At 69.6% G+C, this 20,467-nt stretch carries 20 protein-coding genes and 3 pseudogenes; 10 read left to right on the top strand and 13 right to left on the bottom strand.

What is annotated here, in order from left to right; genetic code table 11:
* Window positions 1-91: 91 nt before the first annotated feature.
* Entirely contained in the window at window positions 92-901 is an 810-nt protein-coding gene (locus ACZ3YL_RS41760; RefSeq protein WP_465663012.1) for a hypothetical protein, read from the bottom strand.
* 351 nt (window positions 902-1,252) lie between these two features.
* On the opposite strand from ACZ3YL_RS41760, the gene ACZ3YL_RS41755 reads away from it, so the two are divergent.
* The gene (locus ACZ3YL_RS41755; protein WP_465663010.1) at window positions 1,253-1,717 is read left to right on the top strand and encodes a dienelactone hydrolase family protein; all 465 of its coding nucleotides are present in this window, start codon (window positions 1,253-1,255) and stop codon (window positions 1,715-1,717) included.
* Between the two features lie 131 nt (window positions 1,718-1,848).
* Here ACZ3YL_RS41755 and ACZ3YL_RS41750 read toward each other — a convergent pair whose 3' ends face one another.
* On the bottom strand, window positions 1,849-2,388 hold the full coding sequence (locus tag ACZ3YL_RS41750; RefSeq protein ID WP_188306453.1) for a hypothetical protein: 540 nt from the start codon (window positions 2,386-2,388) through the stop codon (window positions 1,849-1,851).
* A 28-nt stretch (window positions 2,389-2,416) separates the two neighbouring features.
* On the bottom strand, window positions 2,417-3,130 hold the full coding sequence (locus ACZ3YL_RS41745; RefSeq protein ID WP_360522755.1) for an SDR family NAD(P)-dependent oxidoreductase: 714 nt from the start codon (window positions 3,128-3,130) through the stop codon (window positions 2,417-2,419).
* Between the two features lie 196 nt (window positions 3,131-3,326).
* Between ACZ3YL_RS41745 and ACZ3YL_RS41740 the strand changes: the two genes are divergently transcribed.
* From ACZ3YL_RS41740 to ACZ3YL_RS41720, 5 genes are all read left to right on the top strand, one after another.
* Window positions 3,327-3,497 (top strand): hypothetical protein, encoded by a 171-nt coding sequence (locus ACZ3YL_RS41740; RefSeq protein ID WP_366896001.1) that lies wholly within the window; start codon window positions 3,327-3,329, stop codon window positions 3,495-3,497.
* 6 nt (window positions 3,498-3,503) lie between these two features.
* Window positions 3,504-4,250 carry an MOSC domain-containing protein gene (locus ACZ3YL_RS41735; protein WP_465663007.1) on the top strand — a complete coding sequence of 249 codons (747 nt, stop codon included), beginning with the start codon at window positions 3,504-3,506 and terminating at the stop codon, window positions 4,248-4,250.
* The gene (locus ACZ3YL_RS41730; protein ID WP_188306455.1) at window positions 4,202-4,897 is read left to right on the top strand and encodes a type 1 glutamine amidotransferase domain-containing protein; all 696 of its coding nucleotides are present in this window, start codon (window positions 4,202-4,204) and stop codon (window positions 4,895-4,897) included. The genes ACZ3YL_RS41735 and ACZ3YL_RS41730 overlap by 49 nt, the downstream gene beginning before the upstream one ends.
* A gap of 1,225 nt (window positions 4,898-6,122) precedes the next feature.
* Entirely contained in the window at window positions 6,123-6,377 is a 255-nt protein-coding gene (locus tag ACZ3YL_RS41725) for a hypothetical protein (protein WP_465663005.1), read from the top strand.
* 1,450 nt (window positions 6,378-7,827) lie between these two features.
* Window positions 7,828-8,610, top strand: a complete 783-nt coding sequence (locus ACZ3YL_RS41720) for an IS5 family transposase (protein ID WP_465663003.1) — start codon at window positions 7,828-7,830, stop codon at window positions 8,608-8,610.
* Here ACZ3YL_RS41720 and ACZ3YL_RS41715 read toward each other — a convergent pair.
* From ACZ3YL_RS41715 to ACZ3YL_RS41700, 4 genes and pseudogenes are all read right to left on the bottom strand, one after another.
* Complete coding sequence (locus ACZ3YL_RS41715; protein WP_465663001.1) at window positions 8,576-9,058, bottom strand: hypothetical protein; 483 nt, start codon at window positions 9,056-9,058, stop codon at window positions 8,576-8,578. The genes ACZ3YL_RS41720 and ACZ3YL_RS41715 overlap by 35 nt on opposite strands.
* 129 nt (window positions 9,059-9,187) lie before the next feature.
* Complete coding sequence (locus tag ACZ3YL_RS41710) at window positions 9,188-9,568, bottom strand: hypothetical protein (RefSeq protein WP_188306459.1); 381 nt, start codon at window positions 9,566-9,568, stop codon at window positions 9,188-9,190.
* Window positions 9,569-10,312: 744 nt separating this feature from the next.
* Entirely contained in the window at window positions 10,313-10,609 is a 297-nt protein-coding gene (locus ACZ3YL_RS41705; protein WP_465662999.1) for a hypothetical protein, read from the bottom strand.
* Window positions 10,610-10,634: 25 nt separating this feature from the next.
* Window positions 10,635-10,769, bottom strand: a pseudogene (locus tag ACZ3YL_RS41700) (IS21-like element helper ATPase IstB); the annotation flags it as partial.
* Between the two features lie 745 nt (window positions 10,770-11,514).
* Between ACZ3YL_RS41700 and ACZ3YL_RS41695 the strand changes: the two are divergent.
* Window positions 11,515-11,733, top strand: a complete 219-nt coding sequence (locus ACZ3YL_RS41695; protein WP_465662997.1) for a hypothetical protein — start codon at window positions 11,515-11,517, stop codon at window positions 11,731-11,733.
* Between the two features lie 425 nt (window positions 11,734-12,158).
* Here ACZ3YL_RS41695 and ACZ3YL_RS41690 read toward each other — a convergent pair whose 3' ends face one another.
* Window positions 12,159-12,617 (bottom strand): hypothetical protein, encoded by a 459-nt coding sequence (locus tag ACZ3YL_RS41690; RefSeq protein WP_465662995.1) that lies wholly within the window; start codon window positions 12,615-12,617, stop codon window positions 12,159-12,161.
* Between the two features lie 787 nt (window positions 12,618-13,404).
* Here ACZ3YL_RS41690 and ACZ3YL_RS41685 point away from each other — a divergent pair.
* Window positions 13,405-14,142 carry a helicase associated domain-containing protein gene (locus ACZ3YL_RS41685; RefSeq protein ID WP_465662993.1) on the top strand — a complete coding sequence of 246 codons (738 nt, stop codon included), beginning with the start codon at window positions 13,405-13,407 and terminating at the stop codon, window positions 14,140-14,142.
* On the opposite strand, the gene ACZ3YL_RS41680 is transcribed toward ACZ3YL_RS41685, so the two are convergent.
* Window positions 14,132-14,434: a peptidase inhibitor family I36 protein gene (locus ACZ3YL_RS41680; protein WP_188306465.1), complete on the bottom strand. Its 303-nt coding sequence runs from the start codon at window positions 14,432-14,434 to the stop codon at window positions 14,132-14,134. The two genes, ACZ3YL_RS41685 and ACZ3YL_RS41680, sit on opposite strands and share 11 nt — an antisense overlap.
* Window positions 14,435-15,226: 792 nt before the next feature.
* Between ACZ3YL_RS41680 and ACZ3YL_RS41675 the strand changes: the two genes are divergently transcribed.
* Complete coding sequence (locus ACZ3YL_RS41675; RefSeq protein WP_465662991.1) at window positions 15,227-15,418, top strand: hypothetical protein; 192 nt, start codon at window positions 15,227-15,229, stop codon at window positions 15,416-15,418.
* 468 nt (window positions 15,419-15,886) lie between these two features.
* Here the strand turns inward: ACZ3YL_RS41675 and ACZ3YL_RS41670 are convergent.
* The 3 genes and pseudogenes from ACZ3YL_RS41670 to ACZ3YL_RS41660 form a co-directional block, all read right to left on the bottom strand.
* Window positions 15,887-16,330, bottom strand: a pseudogene (locus ACZ3YL_RS41670) (transposase family protein); the annotation flags it as partial.
* Between the two features lie 49 nt (window positions 16,331-16,379).
* Window positions 16,380-16,826: a hypothetical protein gene (locus ACZ3YL_RS41665; RefSeq protein ID WP_465662989.1), complete on the bottom strand. Its 447-nt coding sequence runs from the start codon at window positions 16,824-16,826 to the stop codon at window positions 16,380-16,382.
* 54 nt (window positions 16,827-16,880) lie between these two features.
* Window positions 16,881-18,104 (bottom strand): PP2C family protein-serine/threonine phosphatase, encoded by a 1,224-nt coding sequence (locus ACZ3YL_RS41660; RefSeq protein ID WP_465662987.1) that lies wholly within the window; start codon window positions 18,102-18,104, stop codon window positions 16,881-16,883.
* A 536-nt stretch (window positions 18,105-18,640) separates the two neighbouring features.
* Here ACZ3YL_RS41660 and ACZ3YL_RS41655 point away from each other — a divergent pair.
* Window positions 18,641-19,216, top strand: a complete 576-nt coding sequence (locus ACZ3YL_RS41655; protein WP_465662985.1) for a hypothetical protein — start codon at window positions 18,641-18,643, stop codon at window positions 19,214-19,216.
* A 492-nt stretch (window positions 19,217-19,708) separates the two neighbouring features.
* Here ACZ3YL_RS41655 and ACZ3YL_RS41650 read toward each other — a convergent pair.
* A pseudogene (locus tag ACZ3YL_RS41650) lies at window positions 19,709-20,467 on the bottom strand (hypothetical protein); the annotation flags it as partial.

Raw genomic sequence — 20,467 nt, 5'->3', positions numbered from 1 at the left:
GCCGCCGCCATCTGGCACAACTGGACCACTGGCGCCGCGATCAAGCGCTCACTCATCGCCTATGACCACTGAGGACATCGGACTCATTCATCTAGACGTGGCAGTGCACGTTCACCAGGACCGTGTCACCAGGTAGGGCCGCGAGATAGCTGTCGACGTGGTCATAACCCGCTGCAAGATCGGGATCGTGCGGGCAGGAGCCGCTGTGGCAGGCTCCGTGCGTACCCGAGTCGCCGTCCTCGTACCACCAGCCTTCCAGGGTGAGGACATTGCGTTGGCGCAGAGCCGCGGCCGCGCGGTGCGCGATGAACTCCTCGCGGGGGGAGCCTCCCACATGCGAGATCGGGTCTGGCATATAGAGGAACCACGCTCGGAAGCGTTCGGTTGGCAGCGTCCTCACATAGTCGTTGAACGCCCGCACGAGGGGCTGAGCGTCGAAGTCGGCATAGGCCTGCTGGGACGAGTAGTGCATTGCCTCGGCGCGATGGCGAGCGATGTAGGAGTCCAGGGATCGTGGCGGCGGTAGTTCTGCCGTCAGCTCCTGCCACCGCCGCCACGCTGCGTCGGCCAGCTCCCGCGCCGTCTCGCGCGACGCGGAGAAGTCGAGGATTTCGCGAGGGCCGCCAGCGCACCAGCCGAAGTCGTTGGGGACCGGCACGTGCCCGGTCAGCCACCGGTTCGGGAACTCGTGGAGCAATCTGGCGTCCTGCTCGCAACCGGGAAGCACGTTGAACCCGCCGCCGTGCACCGTGCCACCGGTGATGCGCCAGGAGTCCCAGATATCAAGGTCGTCGCCGCGCGCGTGGTCGCGTTCGAAGGGCTCCAGCGCCTCCGCGACCGCTGCCTCCACTCGACCGGCCTCTCGTGCGGGCAGACACACCGTGATGCTCATTCCGGCCATGACGACATCAGATCACCAATCCTGCGCCGCTGACCAGTGGATTTATCGGAATGACCGGGGGCCGGAGAGTCCCTCACACCCGCTCCTCCAGGCCTGTTGCCCTTGCTTCGTGCGGGGCGGTCACCCAGGGCAGCGGCTTCGCCGACGGCAACGGCTGCCGCCTGCGGCCCGGCACGAAGACCGGCTGCCAGCTGCAGATGACGGTCACCGTCGATCGGATCAGCGACCGGTGCGTGCGGATCAGCGTCCGCGACGGCTCCCGCATCCTGCCCTGCCTGATCGACGCGGGCACCGCCGCCGTCTCGGGCCGCGGCCTGGCCCTGGTCCATCACCTCACCGGCGGCCACTGGGGTGCGGCATTGGAGCCGTTCGGCAAGACTGTCCACGCGGACCTGCTCGACCGCCCGACGTGGCCGCCACCTGCCCCGGTTCGCCGGGGCGGCTCTCTACTCGTGGGCGGGCACATCGCGGTGCGCGCCGCCACCGAGCTGTTCTTCGAGCTGGCGGTGGTCCTCTACCCCGGCTGGCTGCTCAAATCCGGCATGCCGCTGGTCGGTCCGGTGCCGCCGACGGAGACCGCCGAGCGGATCGCTGCGCACGGGGTGTATCTGCTCGGCTTCAGCGGCGGCCTGGACCACATCCTCCCGCCTGCCGAGTGGCAGGCGGCTGACGGCGGCCGGGGTGGCGCACGAGCTGGTCACATACCCGGAGGCCCGGCACGGCTTCGCCTGCTCGGACCGGCCCGCCGACCACTCTCCTGCCTCCGCCGCCGACGCCTGGCGCCGGGTGCGCGAAGCGCTGGCGGCGAAGCTGTAGACGAAGGCAGGGCCTCCTGGCAGCCTTTCGAGGCGAGCGGTATTCGGGCACCGAGGTCCGGTCCAGTCCGGGCCGTATCGGTAAGTCATCTCGGCGGTGACGATCGGCACGCCGTCACCGCGGATCGCGGACTACAGTTGCCGCGAGAACACGGAAGCCCTGCTCAGCAACCAGAAAGCGCTGCTCGTGCCGACGCCGTAGGCGAGGTGGGCGGTCAGATCATCACCCAGCGTCTTCGCATCGTAGGTCCAGATGGGTTTGTAGAGTCCCGCGATCGGAAGTACCACGTATCCGCTGAGCCACACGAGCGCGCCGTACGGGAGTCCGTAGAGGACGTGGGGCTTGCGCAGCGAGGCGCTGACAATGCCGTAGAAGGCAGCGTTGCCTACTCCGTAGGCCCAGTGCATGAACGTGCTGACGGGGAACGCCGCGCCGTCCGGCAGCTCGCTCTGGGTGAAGGCCTCGGCCAGGCGCTTGGCGACCTGGCCGGGATCCGGCGCCTCCTGCCAGCTGCGAACCGGGGCGAACTCCCAATGCAGGGCGTTGTGTTCGCCGCCGGCTCGTCGCTGGCGCAGGAACCGCACGGTGTCCATGCAGACGGTGCCGATCACTCCCGCCGCCAGACCCGCACCGACGGCGCCGAGCGGAGTCAGCTGCTTGCGCGTGCGCATGGGTCGATCACTCCCGATCCCGGTTCTTTCAGAAGCCGGCGCTCTGGCCGCCGTCGACGTGCAGGATCTCGCCGGTGACGAACGAGGCCTGTTCGAGGTACATGACCGCCTCGACGACGTCCTCGATCTCGCCCATCCGCCCGAGCGGGTGCAGCGCGGCGAGCGTGCCGCCCGGGTCGTCCGGGTGCAGCGGAGTGCGGATGACGCCGAGTGAGACGGCGTTGGCGCGGATCCGGCGCGCCGCGTATTCGATGGCCAGTTCCTTCGTCGCTGCGGCCAGGCCGCCTTTGGTCAGCGAGGTGAGCGCCGCGGGTATGCGTGCGTTGGCGCGGTCGACCAGCGACGTCGACACGCACAGGACGTGCCCGCCATCGCCGCCGGCGAGCATCGCAGGGATGGCGCTGCGCGTGACGTCGAAGAAGCCGCGCAGGTTGACGCCGGTCACCAGGTCGTAGTCGGCGTCGGTGTAGTCGGTGAACGGTTTCTCCATGTAGACGCCGGCGTTGTTCACCAGCGTGTCGATCCGACCGAAGCGATCAAGCGCCTGCTCGACGATCTGTGCACCGGTACCGGGCCGGCTCAGGTCGCCGGGCACGGCGAGCACGTCCGCATCGTGCGACGAGGGGATGGACCGCGCGGTCGCGACGACGGCGTACCCACGCCCGCGGTACGCGTCAGCGAGGGCCGCACCGATGCCTTGTGACGCACCGGTGACGATTGCCACCTTCTTCTCCGAGCTCATCGGCATGTCCAAGCTGAGGTGCTCACGCTGGAAGTCTCCGGCTCACGGCGGGCCACGCACGACGACTGCGCCCACCGGCTCTCACCCTACGTCCGGCCGAGCCCCGGCGCCCGCGTGGAGCTCATCGGGTACGGCCGGCGGCCGACCGCACGACGCTGGACGCACCGCCCTGCCGAGCGTGGGAGGAGCACAGGTCATGGCCGCTCTGATCGCCGTGAACGTCGGCACGCCGAGGGGCGTCCCCTGGCACGGCAGAACCACCCGCAGCGGCATCTGGAAGCACCCCGTCGCCGGGCCCGTGATGGCGCGCCGGCTCGACCTGGACGGCGACGGCCAAGGTGACCTTGCCGGGCACGCCGGCGAGTAGCGTGCCGTGCTGGTCCACCAGTTGAGCTCCTACCGCCATTGGCAGGACTCCCTGGAACGGAACGACTTCACGTACGGCCAGTTCGGCGAGAACCTCACCGTGGACCGACTCGCCGACGACGAGGTGTGCATCGGTGACCGCCACCAGATCGGCGGTGCGGTCGTCGAAGTCAACCAACCCCGGTTGACGTGCTACCGCGTGGGGTTGCGGCTCGGCGAGCCACAGATGGCCGCCCTGCTGCTGTCCCATCGGCACCCGGGCCCTCTCCATGCGGGTGCTGACCGAAGGGCGGGTGCGGGCCGGGGACAAGATCGTGAACTCTCCTCGGGCTCTGAGGAGATGACCGTCGCGGAGATCGACGCGCTGCTCTACCTGCGGCCACGTCGAGTACGCCCCGCAGTCCCGGGACCCCCGCTGGAGGAAGCGCGCTCATCTGCTGTTCGACGCCCCCGGCCGCGGCCCGGCCGGCCGAGCCGACCGACGTGGTCCTGGACGTGTGACCGGATGCGTCCGCGGCCGAGGGTACCACCGCCGACGGCGCGAGACGAGTCCGAGTCCGCCGACGGAGCCGCGGGTTGCGTGCGGTTGGCGCAGCTGCCTAGCGTGGTTGTGGTGGGGAGAGAGATCACCGGCGGGGCGAGTCGGTTGCGTGGGGCATCCCGCCGAAACCACTCCTGGCATGCGCCCGAAAGGGGATTTCCGCCATGGCAAAGGTGCTCTTCATCGTCAGCGGAGCCACCTACTGGGTGTTGAAGGACGGCACGCGGCACGCGACCGGCTACTGGGCCGAGGAGTTCGCGAACCCGTACAAGATCCTCACGGACGCCGGTCACGACGTCGTCGTCGCGACGCCGAACGGTGTGACTCCGACCGTCGACATGATGAGCCTGCGTCCCGAGATGGTCGGCGGAAACGACAGCGCCCTGGAGCTGGAGGCCGTCATCCGTTCCGCGGAGGTGATGCGTCGACCGCTGCAGCTGTCAGACGTGCGCCTGGAGGACTACGACGCGGTCTACCTGCCGGGCGGTCACGGTCCGATGGCAGACCTGGCGTGGGACGCCGACGTGGGGCGGCTGCTGACCCAGCAGTTGGCCTCGGGCAACCCGCTGTTCATCGTCTGTCACGGTCCCGCCGCGATGCTGGCCACCAGGATCCACGGTGAATCGCCGTTCAAGGGCCACAACATCACCTGCTTCACCGACGAGGAGGAGGATGGCGTCGGACTGGCCGCCAAGGCACCATGGCTGCTGGAGACCGACGTGAAGGCGAAGGTCGGGGTCAAGTTCAGTCGTGGTCCGGTCTGGGAGCCCTACATGGTCGAGGACCGAAACCTGGTGACCGGACAGAACCCGGCCTCGGCCGCGGTCCTCGGGAACCGGATGCTGGAGATCCTCAAGTGACGCAAGGTTCCACAGTCACACGATCTGGCGGCACCGAAACGGACATCACGTCACGTACCGCCCTCTCACACGAGTCCGGCGCCGCCCGAGCCCGTTCCCGTACGTCGTGGCGTTCGACCGCGGCCCCGAGTGCGGCGTCCGCGACTTCCAGTCACCCGCTGCGCCGACCAGTCCCTCACCCCGGCGAAGCCGCCCACGCCGACCACCGAGCAGTGGATGCGCTGACCTCCCACCAGCCGCCGGGAGGCCGCCGCCGGCGCTGACACCCTGGCAGGCCCCCGCGCTTCGTTCACCGGCCCAAGGGGCTGCCGGGGTGCTGGCGCCGTCCGGGGTCCGGGAACGGCCCTTCCCGGGCTCCTGATGCAGCTCTCGCTGTGGCTCCTGATGTAGCTCCGGGTGTGACCTGTTGGTTGTGGCGGGCGTGGAATGGCCTTGGATGGCTGATTGTCTGGACCTTTGGTTGGACCTGCTGGGGTGCGGGCCAGGGTTTGCGCTGGCGGGGTTTGGCGACTGTGTGTGGTGGCTGGGTGGGGTTGCTGGGGGGTGGGCTCGGTGTTGCGGGTTGTTTTCGGGGGTGAATTCCGCCGGTAATTCAGTTTGGTTGTTTTGGCGGATTGGTTGTCGGGGGTGGTCTGAACTCGGGTCGGAATTGCGGTGGCTGGGGGTTGGTGTTCGGTTTGCTGTGGGTCGGGCCCAGTGTCGTCTGGGCCTGCTGCGCCCTGCTCGGCCGCCGCCGTCCCGGGGCCGTCGTCTGGGCCTCGTCCCGTCCGGTGTGGCTGTCGCAGCAGGCGGGCCCGGAGCGGCCGGTACCCAGCGGTCGGCGGCACCGGCCGCGGCCGACGCCTGGCGGTCCGGCAGCCCCCGGACGGCAGCCCGCCCCGCGGCTGCCGCGGGAGCCCGGTATGGCAGCACAGGAAAGGCACGGAGCGGAAGGGCGTTAGCCGGGCCGCGGGGCGGGTGCCGTCCGGGGGGCGCCGAACTGCCGGGGGTCGGCCGCTTGCCGGGGTTGCCGACCGCCGGGGGCCGGTGGTCCTGGCCGGCGTCCCGGGGGGGCGCTGTCCGGGGTGGCCCGGTGCGGCGGGGCGTCGGCTGTTGTCGGGCCGGGCTTGTGCTGGTGGTGGTGCTCGGCGGCGGGGTGGCGGGGGTGCAACGCGGTGCAACGCTGGGGTGTACGGGGCTGTGTCGCGGGTCTGACCAGGCGTTATGTGGCCGGGAGCGGGGGCGGGTGGGCCCTCGTGACTTTGTCAGCGGCAAGGCCGAAAGTAGAGGTGTGGGGGTTTCGGCGAGCGAGATGATCATCATGGAATACAGCCGGAGCGAAGTCATTGCCACACTGCAGAGAGCCGGATACTCGGAGGAGGCGGAGGAAGCGCTGCACGAGCTGCCCGACCCCGTCGATCTGGACCGCCTCGTGGCCTGGGGCCAGGAGCACGGAATAACCAGAGACGGGCTCATCAGTCGGATGGGCGGCAGCCCCTGAGCGCGGAGTCAACCGATGTAGGGCTGCGCTCGCTCGGGCGTGTTGCGGTGCCGTGTTGCACCGGCTGCCCGCTCCGCCGGCCTCGGCGGGTCCCGCTGCTCGCCCGCGCCGCCCTGTGCCGCGCCCCGCCGCGCCGCGTTGCTGCGCCCTGGTCGGCCGCCAGGCCGTCCCGCTGCGTTCGGTAGGCCCGGTGGGCCGCCGTCCAGGCCCGTGCCCTTGGAGGCCCTGGGGGCCGGTCCTGGCCGTCGTCCCGGCCGCCGTCCTGGCTGTCCCGGTCCCTTGGACTGTCCGGCCGTCTCCGGGGTGCGTCCTGCTCGCCTCCCGCGGGGCTGCGCCCCGTCCTGGTCTATCCGGGCCGCCGTCCAGGCCCCGTCGTCCCTGGCTTGGTGTTCGGTTTGTTGGTGCTGCTGCGGGAATCGCGTTTGTTGACGTCGTGCGGGATTTTGCGGGCGCCCTGGATTGGCGGTCGTGGTGTCGGTGGTGAGGGCCGTAGGCCCCCTTCCGGCGTGTCTGAATTGGCTTTCTGATCGCTGCGCCGCGCGGTGATTTTGGATTGCAGACTGAAAGACAGGGGAAGGGAATTCGTATTTCTGTCGTGAGTGTCGCCTGATAGGGCCGGGGCGGACGGTTGCCGCGATGTTTTTTGTCCCTGTCCGGCGCTTGTTCGCGGACCGGTGGCATAGAGCTGTACGTAACTCCGAAAACGCCCTGGAAGAACTGCCGGAATAGCTCCGGATAGCCGGTTTTGTTTTCTCGGTTGAGGGCCCGTCAGGGACCGCCGTGCGGGCCGTTCGCGAGGGCCCGCCACCGGGGCCGGGGAGCCCCGAGCCGGGCAGGTGGCCCCGAGGCGCCTCCCGAGGGCCGCAGGCCCCTCTCCAAGGGCGTCGGATGGGCCAACATCCCAGCAACCACAAGGCGGATGATGAACGACGTTTGGGTTGCAGTGTCCGGGCGTCACGTGTTTTCAGTGATTGGTTCCGGTTTCGTGCTGGTCAGGGCTTGGTCTCGCTGAAGAGTGGTGGCGCCTTCGCGCCGAAGAGTGCTGTCGCAGATCGGTGAAACCGTGAGGACGTCCGCTCTAGCGGTGCGCCGGGCGGGCTGACCGGTGCAGTCCAGGAGGCCAGCACAACACCGGGCAGTGCCGCCAGTGCGCCGAACCGGCACGGTACCCAGGCCTGAGCGGCCGTTGCTCTATCGATCTTGGTGGGCGTGAGTTCGAGGCTGTCGACTCGGTTGGGTGATCTTCTGGTTGGCTGGGCATGAAAGTGGGGCCTCCCGCACAGCTCGTGGGTGTCGAATCCAATCGAGCAACAGGAGGCCCCTGGTGCTGCAGTCTTCCGTGCCCGCGTCGTTGTCGTCCAACTCCTCTGCTCCGTCGTGTGATTGCCTCGCTCATCGGTTCGGGAACGCCGGGGACCGGCCGCACAGGTGTCCGAGGTACCCCTCCGACATGAGCGACGCGGAGTGGGCCGTCGTGCGTGACGCGATGCCGGTGCCCGCCTGGTTGGAGGGAAGGGGCGGGAGGCCGGAGGGCTACTGCCACCGGCAGCTGGTCGATGCTGTGCGCTACCTGGTCGCGGGCGGTATCGCCTGGAGGGCTGTGCCCGCGGACTTCCCCGCGTGGGACCGGGTCTACGCCTTCTTCCGGCGCTGGCGCGACAGGGGCCTGGTCGCCGAGTTCCACGACCGGCTGCGGGACCGGGTCCGCGAGGCCGCCGGCCGTGATCCGGAGCCGACCGCCGGGATCATCGACTCCCAGTCGGTGAAAGGGGCCGCGTCGGTGCCGGCCGCGAGCCGGGGATTCGACGGCTGCAAGAAGGTGAACGGCCGCAAGAGGCACATCGTGGTGGACACCCTGGGCCTGCTGCTGGTCGTGATGGTCACCGCCGCATCAGTCACCGACCGCGAGGCCGGCCGGACGCTGCTGGAACGGCTGCGCGAACGGTACTGGCGCATCACGCTGGTGTGGGCCGGCGGCGGCTACACCGGACGCCTGGTCGACATCGCCCGCGACATCCTGCGGATCGCACTGGCGGTGGTCAAACGCACCGACGACACCACCGGCTTCGTGGTGCTGCCCAAGAGGTGGCTGGTGGAACGGACGTTCGCGTGGCTGATGCACTCACGCCGCCTCGCCCGCGACTACGAAGGCCGAACCGACACCTCGGAAGCGATGATCCGCTGGTCGATGAGCATGGTCATGAGCCGCCGACTCGCCCGGCAAGCACGCTGAACATCCCCGGACGTTCCTCGGCCAGCCAGCCCCGCGCGGCCAGGCGCTTCACCTTCGACCGCACACCCTCGACCTTCGCCGCAACGACCTCCAGCCCGAGTGTCGCTGCGAGTTGCCGGCAGTCCATCACCTCCCGGCCGCCGGCCAGGACCTCCACGAGTCGCTGGTAGTCCGGCGCCAGCGAATCGAGAGCGAGGCCTTCCCTCCACGCGGGCACGACCGATCCGGGCACCGCTGCGGCGACGCGCGCCAGCCGTTCACCCGCAACCACGACCGGCGGCGCCTCCTCACCTGCGCGGGGTTCCGCCAGGACTTCGGCCACCGTCTCCCGGGCGATCACGAACCGCTCCCACGCGGCTTCCGCCTCCCGCAGCTCGGCCTTCAGAGCCTCCACCCGCTGCCGAGCGACACGCTCGCGCTCCTCCAGCAGCCCCATCACCGACGGCATCCAGCACCTCCACCGAAGAGACGACACAACACCCCGTCTCTGCCCGCCGAGGCACCGGCACTATGCCTGACCAGCGAAAACGCACCCGTGACTCTCGGAAAGACAACGGCCTCTAAGGTGAGTTGAGCCCTACCAGTGAGGGCTGGGCGGGCAAGGCCCTGAGAACCGGATGCCGTCCGTCAGTGCGACGTGGAACCGCAGCCCGTGCGCTGGGGCGACACTGAACAGCAGGTCTGCGGTGGAGGCTCCCAGGAGGAGGACCGAGGCGAGCAGGCTTCCGGCAACGATCGGGGCCCAGCAGCGCTGCCGGAGGAAGAACCGCGGCAGCCAGAAGCCGCCCACGAACACGCCGCTGTAGACCACCAGGTAGAAGAGGCCGGTGAACAGCGGGGTGATGAAGTCCGGATCGGGTCCGGGATCGTACTCTCCGGGTCCGGGCGGGGGGCACAGGGTGTCCGGGATCTGGATGTGGACCGTGTACAGGGCGGCCAGTCCAGCGGCCAGCCCCACGACAACGGGCAGGCAACCGAGCCCGATGCCCTCAACCAGCCCAGTCTTCGCCTCACCAGCATGGTCCAAAGACATCAATCCCCCGCTCTCGTCGCCGCAGGCTCCGAGACGGCGAAAGCACTGTCCACGGTTCCGACCTCGAAATCCGACTGCCGCCCGCAGCGATCGGCACCCGTTCTTCACCGCACCTCAGCGTGGCCTGGCCAGGCCGCCACCATCCGGTGGCGGCCGCCGTTGAACCGCACAGCCGAGAAAAGGGGAGGCACCAACATGCCGGAATCCGTGAGGCCGGTCCCGTCCTACGCCCGGTGGGGCGAGGTACCCGACCACCTGCGAACCAGGACCCAGCTCGCCGCGCTGGACCTGCCGCGCCAGGCGGCCGGCCCGGTCCGCGCCACCATCGAGACCCGCAACCCCGGCACCGGACGGAAGGACGAATTCGACCTGTACGACGTGCGCGAGTCCGTCCTGACCGCGGCCACCGCCGCGCAGCTCCTCGCGGCCGGCGCTCGCCGCACCATCAACACCCGTACCTGCGAGGACTGCGGCGCCCACCCCGAGACGCCGTGCACCCCGAAGGCCGACGGCCGGGCCCTGTGCGGCACCTGCGCCCACATCACCCCCCTGCGCATCCGTCAGGCCGAGATCCGCGCCGCGGCCCAGGATGTCGCCGAGACCGCCGCCCGCCTCCTGGCCGACGAGCACCTGGCCGTCCTCCAGATCGACTACACCCCTGGCGAGTCCTCAGGGCTGGTCGTCGCTTTCACCGAGGACCCAGGCGAGAGCGTGGGCGCCACCGGTGGCGAAGCGGCGGACGCCGCCGTCGCGCTTCTCGTGGATGGCCATCGTGCGCGCGGCGCGTTCCTCGGCCCTGATGAGGATGTCGTCCGGTCGCGCCAGGGCGGCGACGCCGGTGATGGGGCTGTGGGAGCAGTGGCCGGCGACCCATTCGTAGGCCGCCAGCGCGGCCCGTTCCTCGGCGAACAGTGGGCCCGGCACGCTGTCGAGGCGGGCGGCGGCCGTCTCGACAGCGTCGAGCATGCGGGCCCCGGCCCGGGCGCGCTGGTCAGGGGGCGGCATTGTCCTCGGCCTCGGTGGTCTGGAGGCGGAAGGACTCGGTGCCGGTCTCGATCAGGGTGAAGCGGAAGGTCAGCCGGTCGGCGATGGCCGCGCAGAGCCTGGGGCCGGTGAAGGTCGTGTCCCGGCCGGCGGCCTGCTCGACGGCGGCGGCCCGCTCCAGCACCATGCGGTGCCGCTCCTGCGCCTGCCGGGCCGCCAGCTCGCGCACCCACCCCGCCGCCACACGGCCCACCTCGCCCGCCTCAGCGAGCAACACGTTCACCGCGTACTCCCGCTCCCGCTGCTCCTGGTCCTCGTCCTCGGCCACTGGCTCGCCCACCACCGGCAGGACGGTCACGTTCGTCATGCCCGGTGAACTCGCCAGCACCATCAAGGTCACGTACGGTCGGTGAGTTTCGCCCCCTCAAGGTACCGCTTTCGCCCCGCCAAACCTTTCGCCGACGGGTCCTGCCGGCCTGGGTCATGCCTGTGCGGGTTGTAGGGGTTGTGGCCCGCTGGCTGCCGGTGAGTTCCGCCCCGCACGGCTGGTGAGTTTCGCCTCGCCGATACTCCCCGTCACAGGTCAGAGCCTGTGCGATCCCCGTCGCACCCTGCGAGCCCGTCCTGTCCGGCCGTCCTGCAGAACGGCCGGCCGGTTGCAGCGCTGCACGATGGTGGCGCTGCAACCGGCTGCTACCCGTGCAGCGCTGCGCCCCGCCGAACCGCCAGCCGCTCAGCTTCTCCACGTCGGGGCTGACAGCGAAGGCGTGGCCGGCCGCGTAGAGGCCATAGAGCTCGACCATGCCCTCGGCCCGCCACGGGTCCCAGCCCGCGTCGAGCATCCCGGCCAGGGCATACCATCTTCGGATGGTGGCCGGGAGGGTTCGGTGCTGGAGCTGACCGAGCAGGCTGACCCGAACCGGCTGGAGTGCCCGCAGTGCGAGCAGACCCGCACCGAGAAGAACCTGGGTCCGCTGGTGCTGCCCGCCCCGACCAAACGGGAGCTGATGGCCGCGCTGGACGAGGTCCTCGATGCGGGTGGCGCCGGCGGGGATGGCGGCGCGCATCTCGGCGACGGCGGGGTTCTCCTCGGCGGCCAGCTGTAGCTCCGTCACCGCCGAGCGCACTCCGCGCTGTGCCGACCAGGACCGCCAGCAGCCGCGGGAACGCCCTCCATCGCCGCCCCCACGCCCGAGCCGACCCGTCCTCGCCCGTCTGCTCGCAGACCCGGGCGCAGGCCGCCAGCTGCGCCGCGGTCTGCTGGTCTCCGGTGCCGGCGGTGTAGGCGTGGTGGGCGGCGGGCCGGGCTGGTGGACGTCCGGTACATCGCACGGGGTCTGCCCCATACCTACAGGATTCGCTTGGACCGCAGTGGGTAGTGGCGGTGCTGGCCGGCATCTGCGGCTGGCGACCCCGACTACCGACCCCGGGGGGGGTGGTATTGGCTTCTTTACGAAAATCGCCGAGCCGAGCCGCGAGTTCAGCGCTCCGCGCTGTCGCTGAGCGGCGGCGCGGAGCCCTGAGGCCCGTCTCAGGTGCCGGTGTTCCACAGGGGCTGGTGGCCGGCGCCGTAGATGACGAGGTTGCCGTCCTGCTGGAACTTGAGGGTCGCGCCCGAGTTGCCGTAGGTGCCCGAGGCCCACAGCGCCGGGCTGCCGCCGTACCCGTAGATGACGAGGTTGCCGTCGGGCTGGAACTTGGCGGTCGCGCCGGAGTGGTTCCAGGTGCCCGAGGACCAGATCGGGGTGGCGGTGTTGTTGTAGATGACGAGGTTGCCGTCGTTCTGCATGGCAAGCTCGTAGTTGGTGACGCAGATGGTCTCGCCGGGGGCGGTTCCGAAGCCCCCGTTGAAGGTCCAGTCGTCGTTGTAGTTGGTGTACTGGCACTGGTACGGGAATGGGTGTCCGGCGTGCGCCGCGGGCGCGACGGTCATCGCGGCGGCGCTCGCGACGGTCACGAGGCCTGCGGCCAGGGTCTTACGTATGCGCATGAGATTTCTCCGAGATCACGTAGCAGAGGGTAGTTCCGTGATCGTATAGAGGCACCTGATAGCCCCGCTCCGTTGATCCGAAAAACAGTCAGCCTCAGTCACGGCATGTAGTGATCCGCTCGGCCTGAGCGCGAGTACGGCTCTACCCGGCTCTGAGCTGGATCCAACGCCGTTCCACGGAGCTCCCACCAAACAGTGATCTTGGTCGTGACAGGTGTTTGCGCATGCATGCGCTAGCTGGCGGCCTTTGTGGCCCCGGCTGGGTGGGCGGGTGACGGCCCGGCCCCGGGTTTGGCTGGGTGGTGCGTCGTTGGACCCGGGCATGGATGAGTTCGGGTTCGGCCGGGTGGAGGTGTGCCCGGAGCTGGGTGCCGGTTTGCTCGGCTGCGAGGAGTGCGCGCGGACGTTGCTGATGTTCCGCCTGCTGGCCGGGCTGGGGGTGTCGGCGGCGCCGGGAGCGTGTCCGGCCTGCGGCACGTTCACGAGCGATGTCGCCGCCGCCGGGCGTGATGCCGCCTGCCCGACCGAGTGGTTGCCCGCGTACAGGGGCCCAGGCTGTTCGGTCGGGGGTTCGGTTCGGGGTTCGGTTCGGCGCCCGGCTCCGGTCCCGCTTGCTCGGCTGTTTGCGCTGGTGGGGCGCGCCGAGACAGCGTCTCACCAGGCCGGCTTACCTTCCTGGGTCCCTGCCTGGTGGTGGTTGTGGTGGGGGTGGGCGGGGCGTTGGTCGGTGTGTCCGGTCGCTGCACTGTGCCTTTTTCTCTGTGTCCGGCTGGTCCCGGCCGCGTTGGTGGGTGAGGGCGAGCAGTGGCCGGCCCCGGTCGAGTCGCCGATCGAGTGGCTGCGGATCAACGCGAAGCAGCACGCCGCCCGGATCCTCCAGACCGTCAAGCTCCGCGCGTTCAACCCGCGCGCCGTCGAGTGGCAGCGTATGCACGCCGTCGCCGCCGTCTTCCACCCCCAGCACGGCCACCTCGACCCCACCGACAAGACCAAGCACGCCGAGCTGATCTCCTGGCTCACCCGCCAGCGCCACCTCCACGGCCAACGCCTGCTCGATGCCGCCCGCGTCTCGGAGCTGGACGCGCTCGGCATGATCTGGTCGAAGAACGCCAACGCCTGGGAACGCGGGGCCGCCTACGCCGCCGCGTTCCACCACCAGCACGGCCACCTCGCGATCCCAGCCACCGCGAAGCTCGACGACTACGCCGTGGGGGCGTGGATGCGCCGCCAGCGCAAGGCCGCAGGCCTCACCGCGGACCAGGTCGCCAAGCTCCACGCACTCGACGAGCTCCGGCGCCTGGAGCCGGACTGGAACCGCTCCAACCGCCGTCTGCTCGCCTACCTCACCGCCGGCGGCACCCTGACCGACGCAGCGAACCGCACCGGCGGCGAGGCCGACCCCACCTTCCGCCCCGGCACCTGGCTGCGCAAGCAGGAAAAGGCCCGCACCGACGGCAAGCTGACCGACTACCAGGCCGCGCTTCTGGACGCGCTCACCCGGCACGCCGAGACCGTCACCGGCTGACCCGCCCCGCAAGACCCAGCCGTCCCGGCCCAGCAGGCCGGGACGGCCGCCCGCATAGGAACATGTTGTTATACACCGATTGCGCATCTTGGTACAGGCCCTGTATGGCCTGGTCGTAATAGGTGGTGACCTTACCGGTGTAGTTCGGGCCTGAGTAAAAGCACAACATGAGGACGGGGCAGTTGCTCGGCGCCGTCTTCTCGGACTTCGGGGTGGCCTGGGCGGCGGGCGTGGCGGTGAGACTGGCAGCGAGGATTGTGGCTGCGAGCACGGCGCGGATCTTGGCTTTCACGCTGGCTCCTTCCCTCAGGCGTAGGCAGGGCTCAGCACAGGTGTCTGCGGCCGGGTGGTGGTTGCCTGGCAGGCCCGAGAAGGCTCTGTGCGAGGGGCGGCAGCGGCCCCTTCGGTTGAAGCACCGGGGTGTTTTGGCTTCCTGACTTCGACGGTAGGGGCCCCTTTATTGGAGACCGCAACTTAGGGCTTGCAGAGAAGTAATCCATCGCTTCCCATTCTTGAGGCCATCATTGTGCTAGGAGTGCGACGGAGGGGCCTGAGGGGTCGTTGGCGGTGAAGTTCGGTGCGCTCCTCCCACACCTGAATGAGCGTCAGCGACGCCTGGTGATGGGGGCGGAGGCCAGGGCGATCGGCCACGGGGAAATCAAGCGATCCGCCTGCTGCGGCCCTCCTGAACGTGCCGCCCAGAGCCGTACACCGCCACGCCCGCGGCTCCCGCTGGCCCGCCGGCCGCAAGCTGCGTCAGGCGGTGAACCGGACGCAGGAGGAGTTCTGCCCCGTGCGCCTGGCCGAGCGGGCAGCCAAGCAGGCCCGCGCGGAAGCGGCGGATGCCCGGCGCCGAGCCGCGCGCGGAGCCACGGAGAGCAGTAGCTCACCCCCACCGTGGCGGACAGCCCTCCGGAGGCGAACGCGACTGCGGCTATGGCGTCCCCCGCACACACTCCCTCGAACGGTTGGTCCCACCTCGCAGTGGCGTCAACTGCGATGAAGATGAGACGTAACAGACAGTCGCAGGGAAAGGAAGGCGAGCAGCCTTGCGCGAGCACCCGAGCAGAGAGACGGTGCAGTGATGGCCGACAAGCCGAACGACCTGGTGGGCATCCTGACCTTGGATGAGACGATCCAGCAGCTGCAGAAGATCCGGGAGACCAGGGCCGGCACCTCGCAGATCTGGATGGAGCATCCGCACGGCCTCAAAGCGTGCATCAGAATCTGGGACGACGGCGGCGCCATCTGTTTCATGTTCGACAACAAGGATTGATGACCGCCGGTTGGCCGGGCCGGTGTCGGGCGCCGCAGCGGCGTGTGCCGTGGCTGGGGGGCACGGGTCGTCTCGACCCTTGAGGACCGGGACGACCAGTAGCGGGAGCGGTCAGCCGGTGGTGAGCTGCTTCGGGTCTCGCCCACAGGCCCGGAGGCCGCTTCTGGGGCTGGCACCATGGTGACCGCCAGAATGATCAGTCTCGCTGGGCTTCGCGGGACGCGGGCTGGCCGGCCCCGCGGGACTGGCGGCGGGTGATACGCCTGGTCATGAGGGTGATCGCGGCCCAGGTGATCAGTGACTCGGAGTGTTGGACCAGCCTGGACGGTGTGGGACACCCCGGCCTGCCGACGCTCCTTCGGCCACTTCGACGAGGTCCACCGCGCGCTTTTCAGCGACGAGTAGGTCAGACCGATGTCCTCGGTCAGCCGGAACAGCGAGTCCTTCACCGTGAACAGCTCGTCGGCCCAGGCGCAGGCCCCAGAAGAAGCGGGAGTGGGAGGCGCAGTAGCCGTAGCCGGCCCAGCCGGCCATGCTCGACCGCTGGACGGTCGGGCGGGACATTCCGCAGGGCACCGGGGTCGAGTCGGCGATCCATACGGTGTCGGTCCAGAAGTCGGTGTCCATGGCGAGTTCGCGGATCATGCGCTTGAGCAGCGGCAACGCTGACTTCAACCGCTTGCTGTAGCCCGCTCGTTGGGGCAGGTAGGGGAACAAGTCGGACAGGTTCTTGCGGGCATAGCGCAGCCAGCGGGCCTCGGAGTGGTAGCCGAGCAGGGCCTGGGCGACCGCGAGACAGACGAGTTCGGAGTCGCTGAGCAGGGGCGGTCGTCCCATCCAACGGGTTCCTCCGATCTCGTCGTCGATCTTCACGTAAAGTGCGGTCAAGAGGGTGTTCAGGTCGGTCGTCACAAACTGATCTTGGACACCCTCTGCCCTTTGGCGGGCCAGAACTTCGGATTTACTCGTCTAGTTTCGCACCCGTCAAACTCCGCCGAGACGGGTCAGCTGTCGCGGTGAGGGCTTGCGGCCAGTGCCAGAGCAGTAGGTGCGCACCGAGGCCCCAGGTGAGGAGGAACAGCGGGGTCAGGATCACCGCCTGGATCCTCCACAGTTCCAGGAACACCCCGGCCAGGCCGCCGGCCAGCAGCGCCGTGCCCGCTGTGACCAGCAGGCTGATCCGGAACGTCGCGGCCCACGGGGTGGACGGCGGGTCACTCCGGTGCTTCTGCTGGATGATTTCGGCTACCCGCCCTCGCCAGGAACGCAGTTCCACGGTCGAGCCGACGTCCACCGCCTCGTAGAACGACCTATCGACCTTGTAGGTGCGGGCTGGCGTGTTCTCCCGCAGGACGGTGAGGCGGTATGAAGCCGTGTCGATGTTGGTGTCCACCCACTTCTTCGTCACCCGGCCGCTCTCGGACCGAGGTCTGGTTTGCGGCCGGCGCCCGTTCGGGTGGGGTCAGCGGTTGGGGTGCCATTCGGTGAGGAGGACGGCGGCGTCGTCGCGTAGGTGCTGGTTCTGGTGCTGGATGATCTGCTGGATCAGGCGGCGTAGGGCCTCGGGTGCGGGGAGGCCGTCGGCCATGGCGCGCACGATGGTGTGGGCCAGGCGTTCTTCGCCGAACAGTTCGCCGCCGGCGGAGCGGGCCTCGGTGACTCCGTCGGTGAACAGCAGCACGCGGTCTCGGGGTTGGAGCTGCAGGGTGTGGATCTGCGGTGGGGGGTGGGAGCCGCCCAGGCCCAGTGGCAGGTGCGGGGTGCGGTGGAGCGCGCCGGGCACGACGTGGTGGTCGCGGATCAGCAGCGGCGCCGGGTGGCCGCAGTTGATCCAGTCGAGGCGGCCGGTAGCGGTGTCGAGGTCGGCGATGACGCAGGTCAGCAGGCGTTCGGGGATCCAGCGCTCCAGGGTCTGGTCGATCTGGTCGGCGATGTCGGTCAGGCTGGCGCCCGCGCGGCGGGTGGAGCGGCATGCCGCCAGCGCCACGGCGCTGCAGCCGCCGGAGGCCAGGTCGTGGCCCATGGCGTCGAGCAGGGTCAGGTGCAGGCGGGTGCCGGCCAGGCTGTGGTCGAAGGCGTCACCGGCGACCTCGTAGGCCGGCTCCAGCAAGGCGGTGGAGGTCACTACAGAGGTCCCGATCGTGCGAGGTGGTACGAACGCCCACAGCAGTTCCGCCTGCAGCGTCATCGGCCGGGTGCGCATCGTCTGGGCCAGGACGTCGCTGTAGGGCTGCTTGGTCGCCACGATCATGGCGGCCAGTGAGGCGAGAGCGGTGCACCGCTTCAGCAGCGGCTCGTCGAGGACAGGCGCGGCCACCCGCAGAACACCGACGCGGCCGACACCGTCCACCAGGGGAAGCCACCCCACCCGGTCGGCACGGGCGCGGGCCGCGGCGAGCTGCACCGCCTGCGTGCGGTATGCACGCCCGGCGAGCGAGGTGTCAACGGACAGCTTCTCCAGCTCCACCGGCACGCCGGCGGCGATTTCCAGTGCCTGAGCGGGGGTGGGCAGGGCGACCAGGTGGTGCTGCTGCACGTCCGCGACGTAGATCTGTGCCTGGGACAGTCCCAGGCGGCGCCCGGCGTCCTCCACCAGCTCGGGGATCTCACGGGGGGCAAGGCGGTGACAGGCGGCCAGCACGTCGGCGAGGATTTCCCCGAGACCGTCCTGGACTGACACGAGCACCGGCCCCTTCCCCGTCCGCGCCGGACAGGGACCGGCGATCCCCTCATCATCGCGCCACCCAGCTGACGGCGTCTCAACGACGCGCGGCGTCAGCCGCGGACCATGGCCGTGCCGGCGCCCTCGCTCCGGAGCACACCGCCGCCGGTGGTGCCCGCGCTTGGGGGGATTCGGCCCGGGCACCACCGTCCTGCGCCTCACAGGCACCCGGTTCAACGAGCCGGGCCGTGGCCCGTCACCGCCCGGCGTCCCGCCGAGTCCACTGCCACCGGTGCGCGCCGGACAGCGGGCCGTTGTCTGCACGCCGGTCGCGAATACGGCTGCCGGCAGCCTGTGGATCACGACAACGCGGCGGCTGGTGGAGTGGTCAGAGCATCACACGGCCGAACTCGCCACCTCCGCTTACTTTCCTGGGCCCGTCTGGCGGTGGCCGTGTGGGTGGGTTGGGGTGTTCCCGGCGCACGCCAGCTCACGTGGGTCGGTTCGCGCGCGGGCGTCACCCGTTCAGGTATATATCCGTTGCGCGTAGGGGCTCTACCTTGGCGGTGGCACATCCCACTGGCATTTGTGGAGGCATCATGCCAGCTCTGCGTACCGGCTTTGCCGCTCTCACCGCGGCCGTGCTCATGGGCGCTACGACCGTGGCGGTCCAGACCAGCGTCACCGCGGCTGAGGCGGCGCCTGCGCCGGCCCGGGGAATCGCCCACCTCAACACGGTGGTCGACCTGCCGCCCGGTGTGTGGACCGACACCCCGCTGGAGGTCACCCTTCCCCGGGCCGGGACCTACGAACTCGACGCGAACGTCCGCGGTCGCCTGGCGGGCGTTCCCCCGGTCAACACCTTCATCACCGCCCGGCTGTGGGACGTCACCTCGGGTACCGCCGTTGCGGAGAGCGAGCGGCTCGTCTACCAGGTCATCGACCTGAACCCCGGCAACGCGCAGGCCGGCGGTAACGCGACCGCACCGATCAGCGAGCTGATCCGGGTGAACAAGCCGACCACGATCCGGCTGCAAGGCACCCGAACCGACGCGGTCGGAACAGCGCTCGTCGCCCAGATCTACGACGACAACGCCGGCCACACGTCGCTGCGCTTCGATCGGGTCGGCCCCTGAGGTTCGAACGGGCCGGGGAGGCCGGCGCCGACCGGCACCTGATCACGCCGCCCGACTAACCCGCCGCCCCGCCTGCCAATACCAAGAGGCCGCCACCCCCGCAGGGATGGCGGCCTCACGTGCTTTCCCAGGGCCGCGGCAGCCTACCGCTGGGCGTGGCAGTCGCCGCTGCCCCGGCCGGGGTCCGGTTCGTGCTTCGGCAGGCTGCCGGGCGGGGGTCGGTCCGCAGTTCGGTTCGGCGTTCGACTCCAACCCCCGCCTGCCACCTGTTGTCTTCTGTGCCACCGCCACCACCAACGACGAACTCACCGACGCAGCAAACGGGCGACCCGGCAGGCAGGGGCCCCGAAAGGCAAGTGCGGTGGTGAGTCGCAGGCAGCGGCACACAGGCACCCGGATCTCGAACATTGCACCCCTGGAACTGGGGTGTTGCAACGATCCCTAGAACCCAAGCACGCCGCAGGGCCAGAATCCAAGGCCTTCACGAGTCTTCTAGGCAGACAGCCGCTCCAGGAGCCACTTGCCGTGTTCGGGGGTCATGTGGATGTGTCCCTCGTTGGTACTGGCGCACTGGAACTCGTCGAGCTCGCTCTCGCTCGGCGGCAGGTTGTCGACGTTGGTGTACAGGCCGTCGTTGGTGCCGATGTCGCGGATCGCCACGGCACTGACCGTCGGAATGAAGCAGGTGTCGGGGTAGAAGAGCTCGGTGTTGCCGTTGACCGCCTGGTTCAGCGCGTCAGCGATGAGTTTGAAGGTGGACAACTGTCCTCCGGGCGCGCCGTCGCCCTCGGGGAACCCGTCGGTGTAGACGTCCTTCGAGACCAGCAGGATCGACCTCAGCTCGGCCACCAACTGATGCGCGCTGCTTGCCTGGATGTAGAGGGCCGTGTTGTCGAACAAGACGTCGGTGCAGCGCAGCGCCGCGTCGCCCGGGACGTCCTGGTTGCCGGTTCCGTTGCCCGCTCCGTTGGCCACGCCGATCTTGCGCGGCCGGCTCGGCCACGACCCGACTCTTCTCAGCTCGGCGAGGAACTCGGTGCGCAACGGGTCCTCGGCGGGTTTGCCCTCGACCGTCTCGATATGGCGCCACAGCATCTGGCGTGCGGCGGGGCTGTTGACCTGGTCGGAGAACGCCGAGTTCAATTCCTTGCTGTAGTGAGCTTCCCCCGCTGCACGGGAGGCGTTGATTACCTGGTCAGGACGGGTGTGGGTGGTTCGACGGTCACCGGTTCGGCCGTCGCCTGGTCGGCG

This window comes from Kitasatospora sp. NPDC023176, assembly GCF_055560495.1.
The sequence above is the reverse complement of the archived record's forward strand: the minus strand, read 5'-3'. Positions and strand labels throughout refer to the sequence as shown.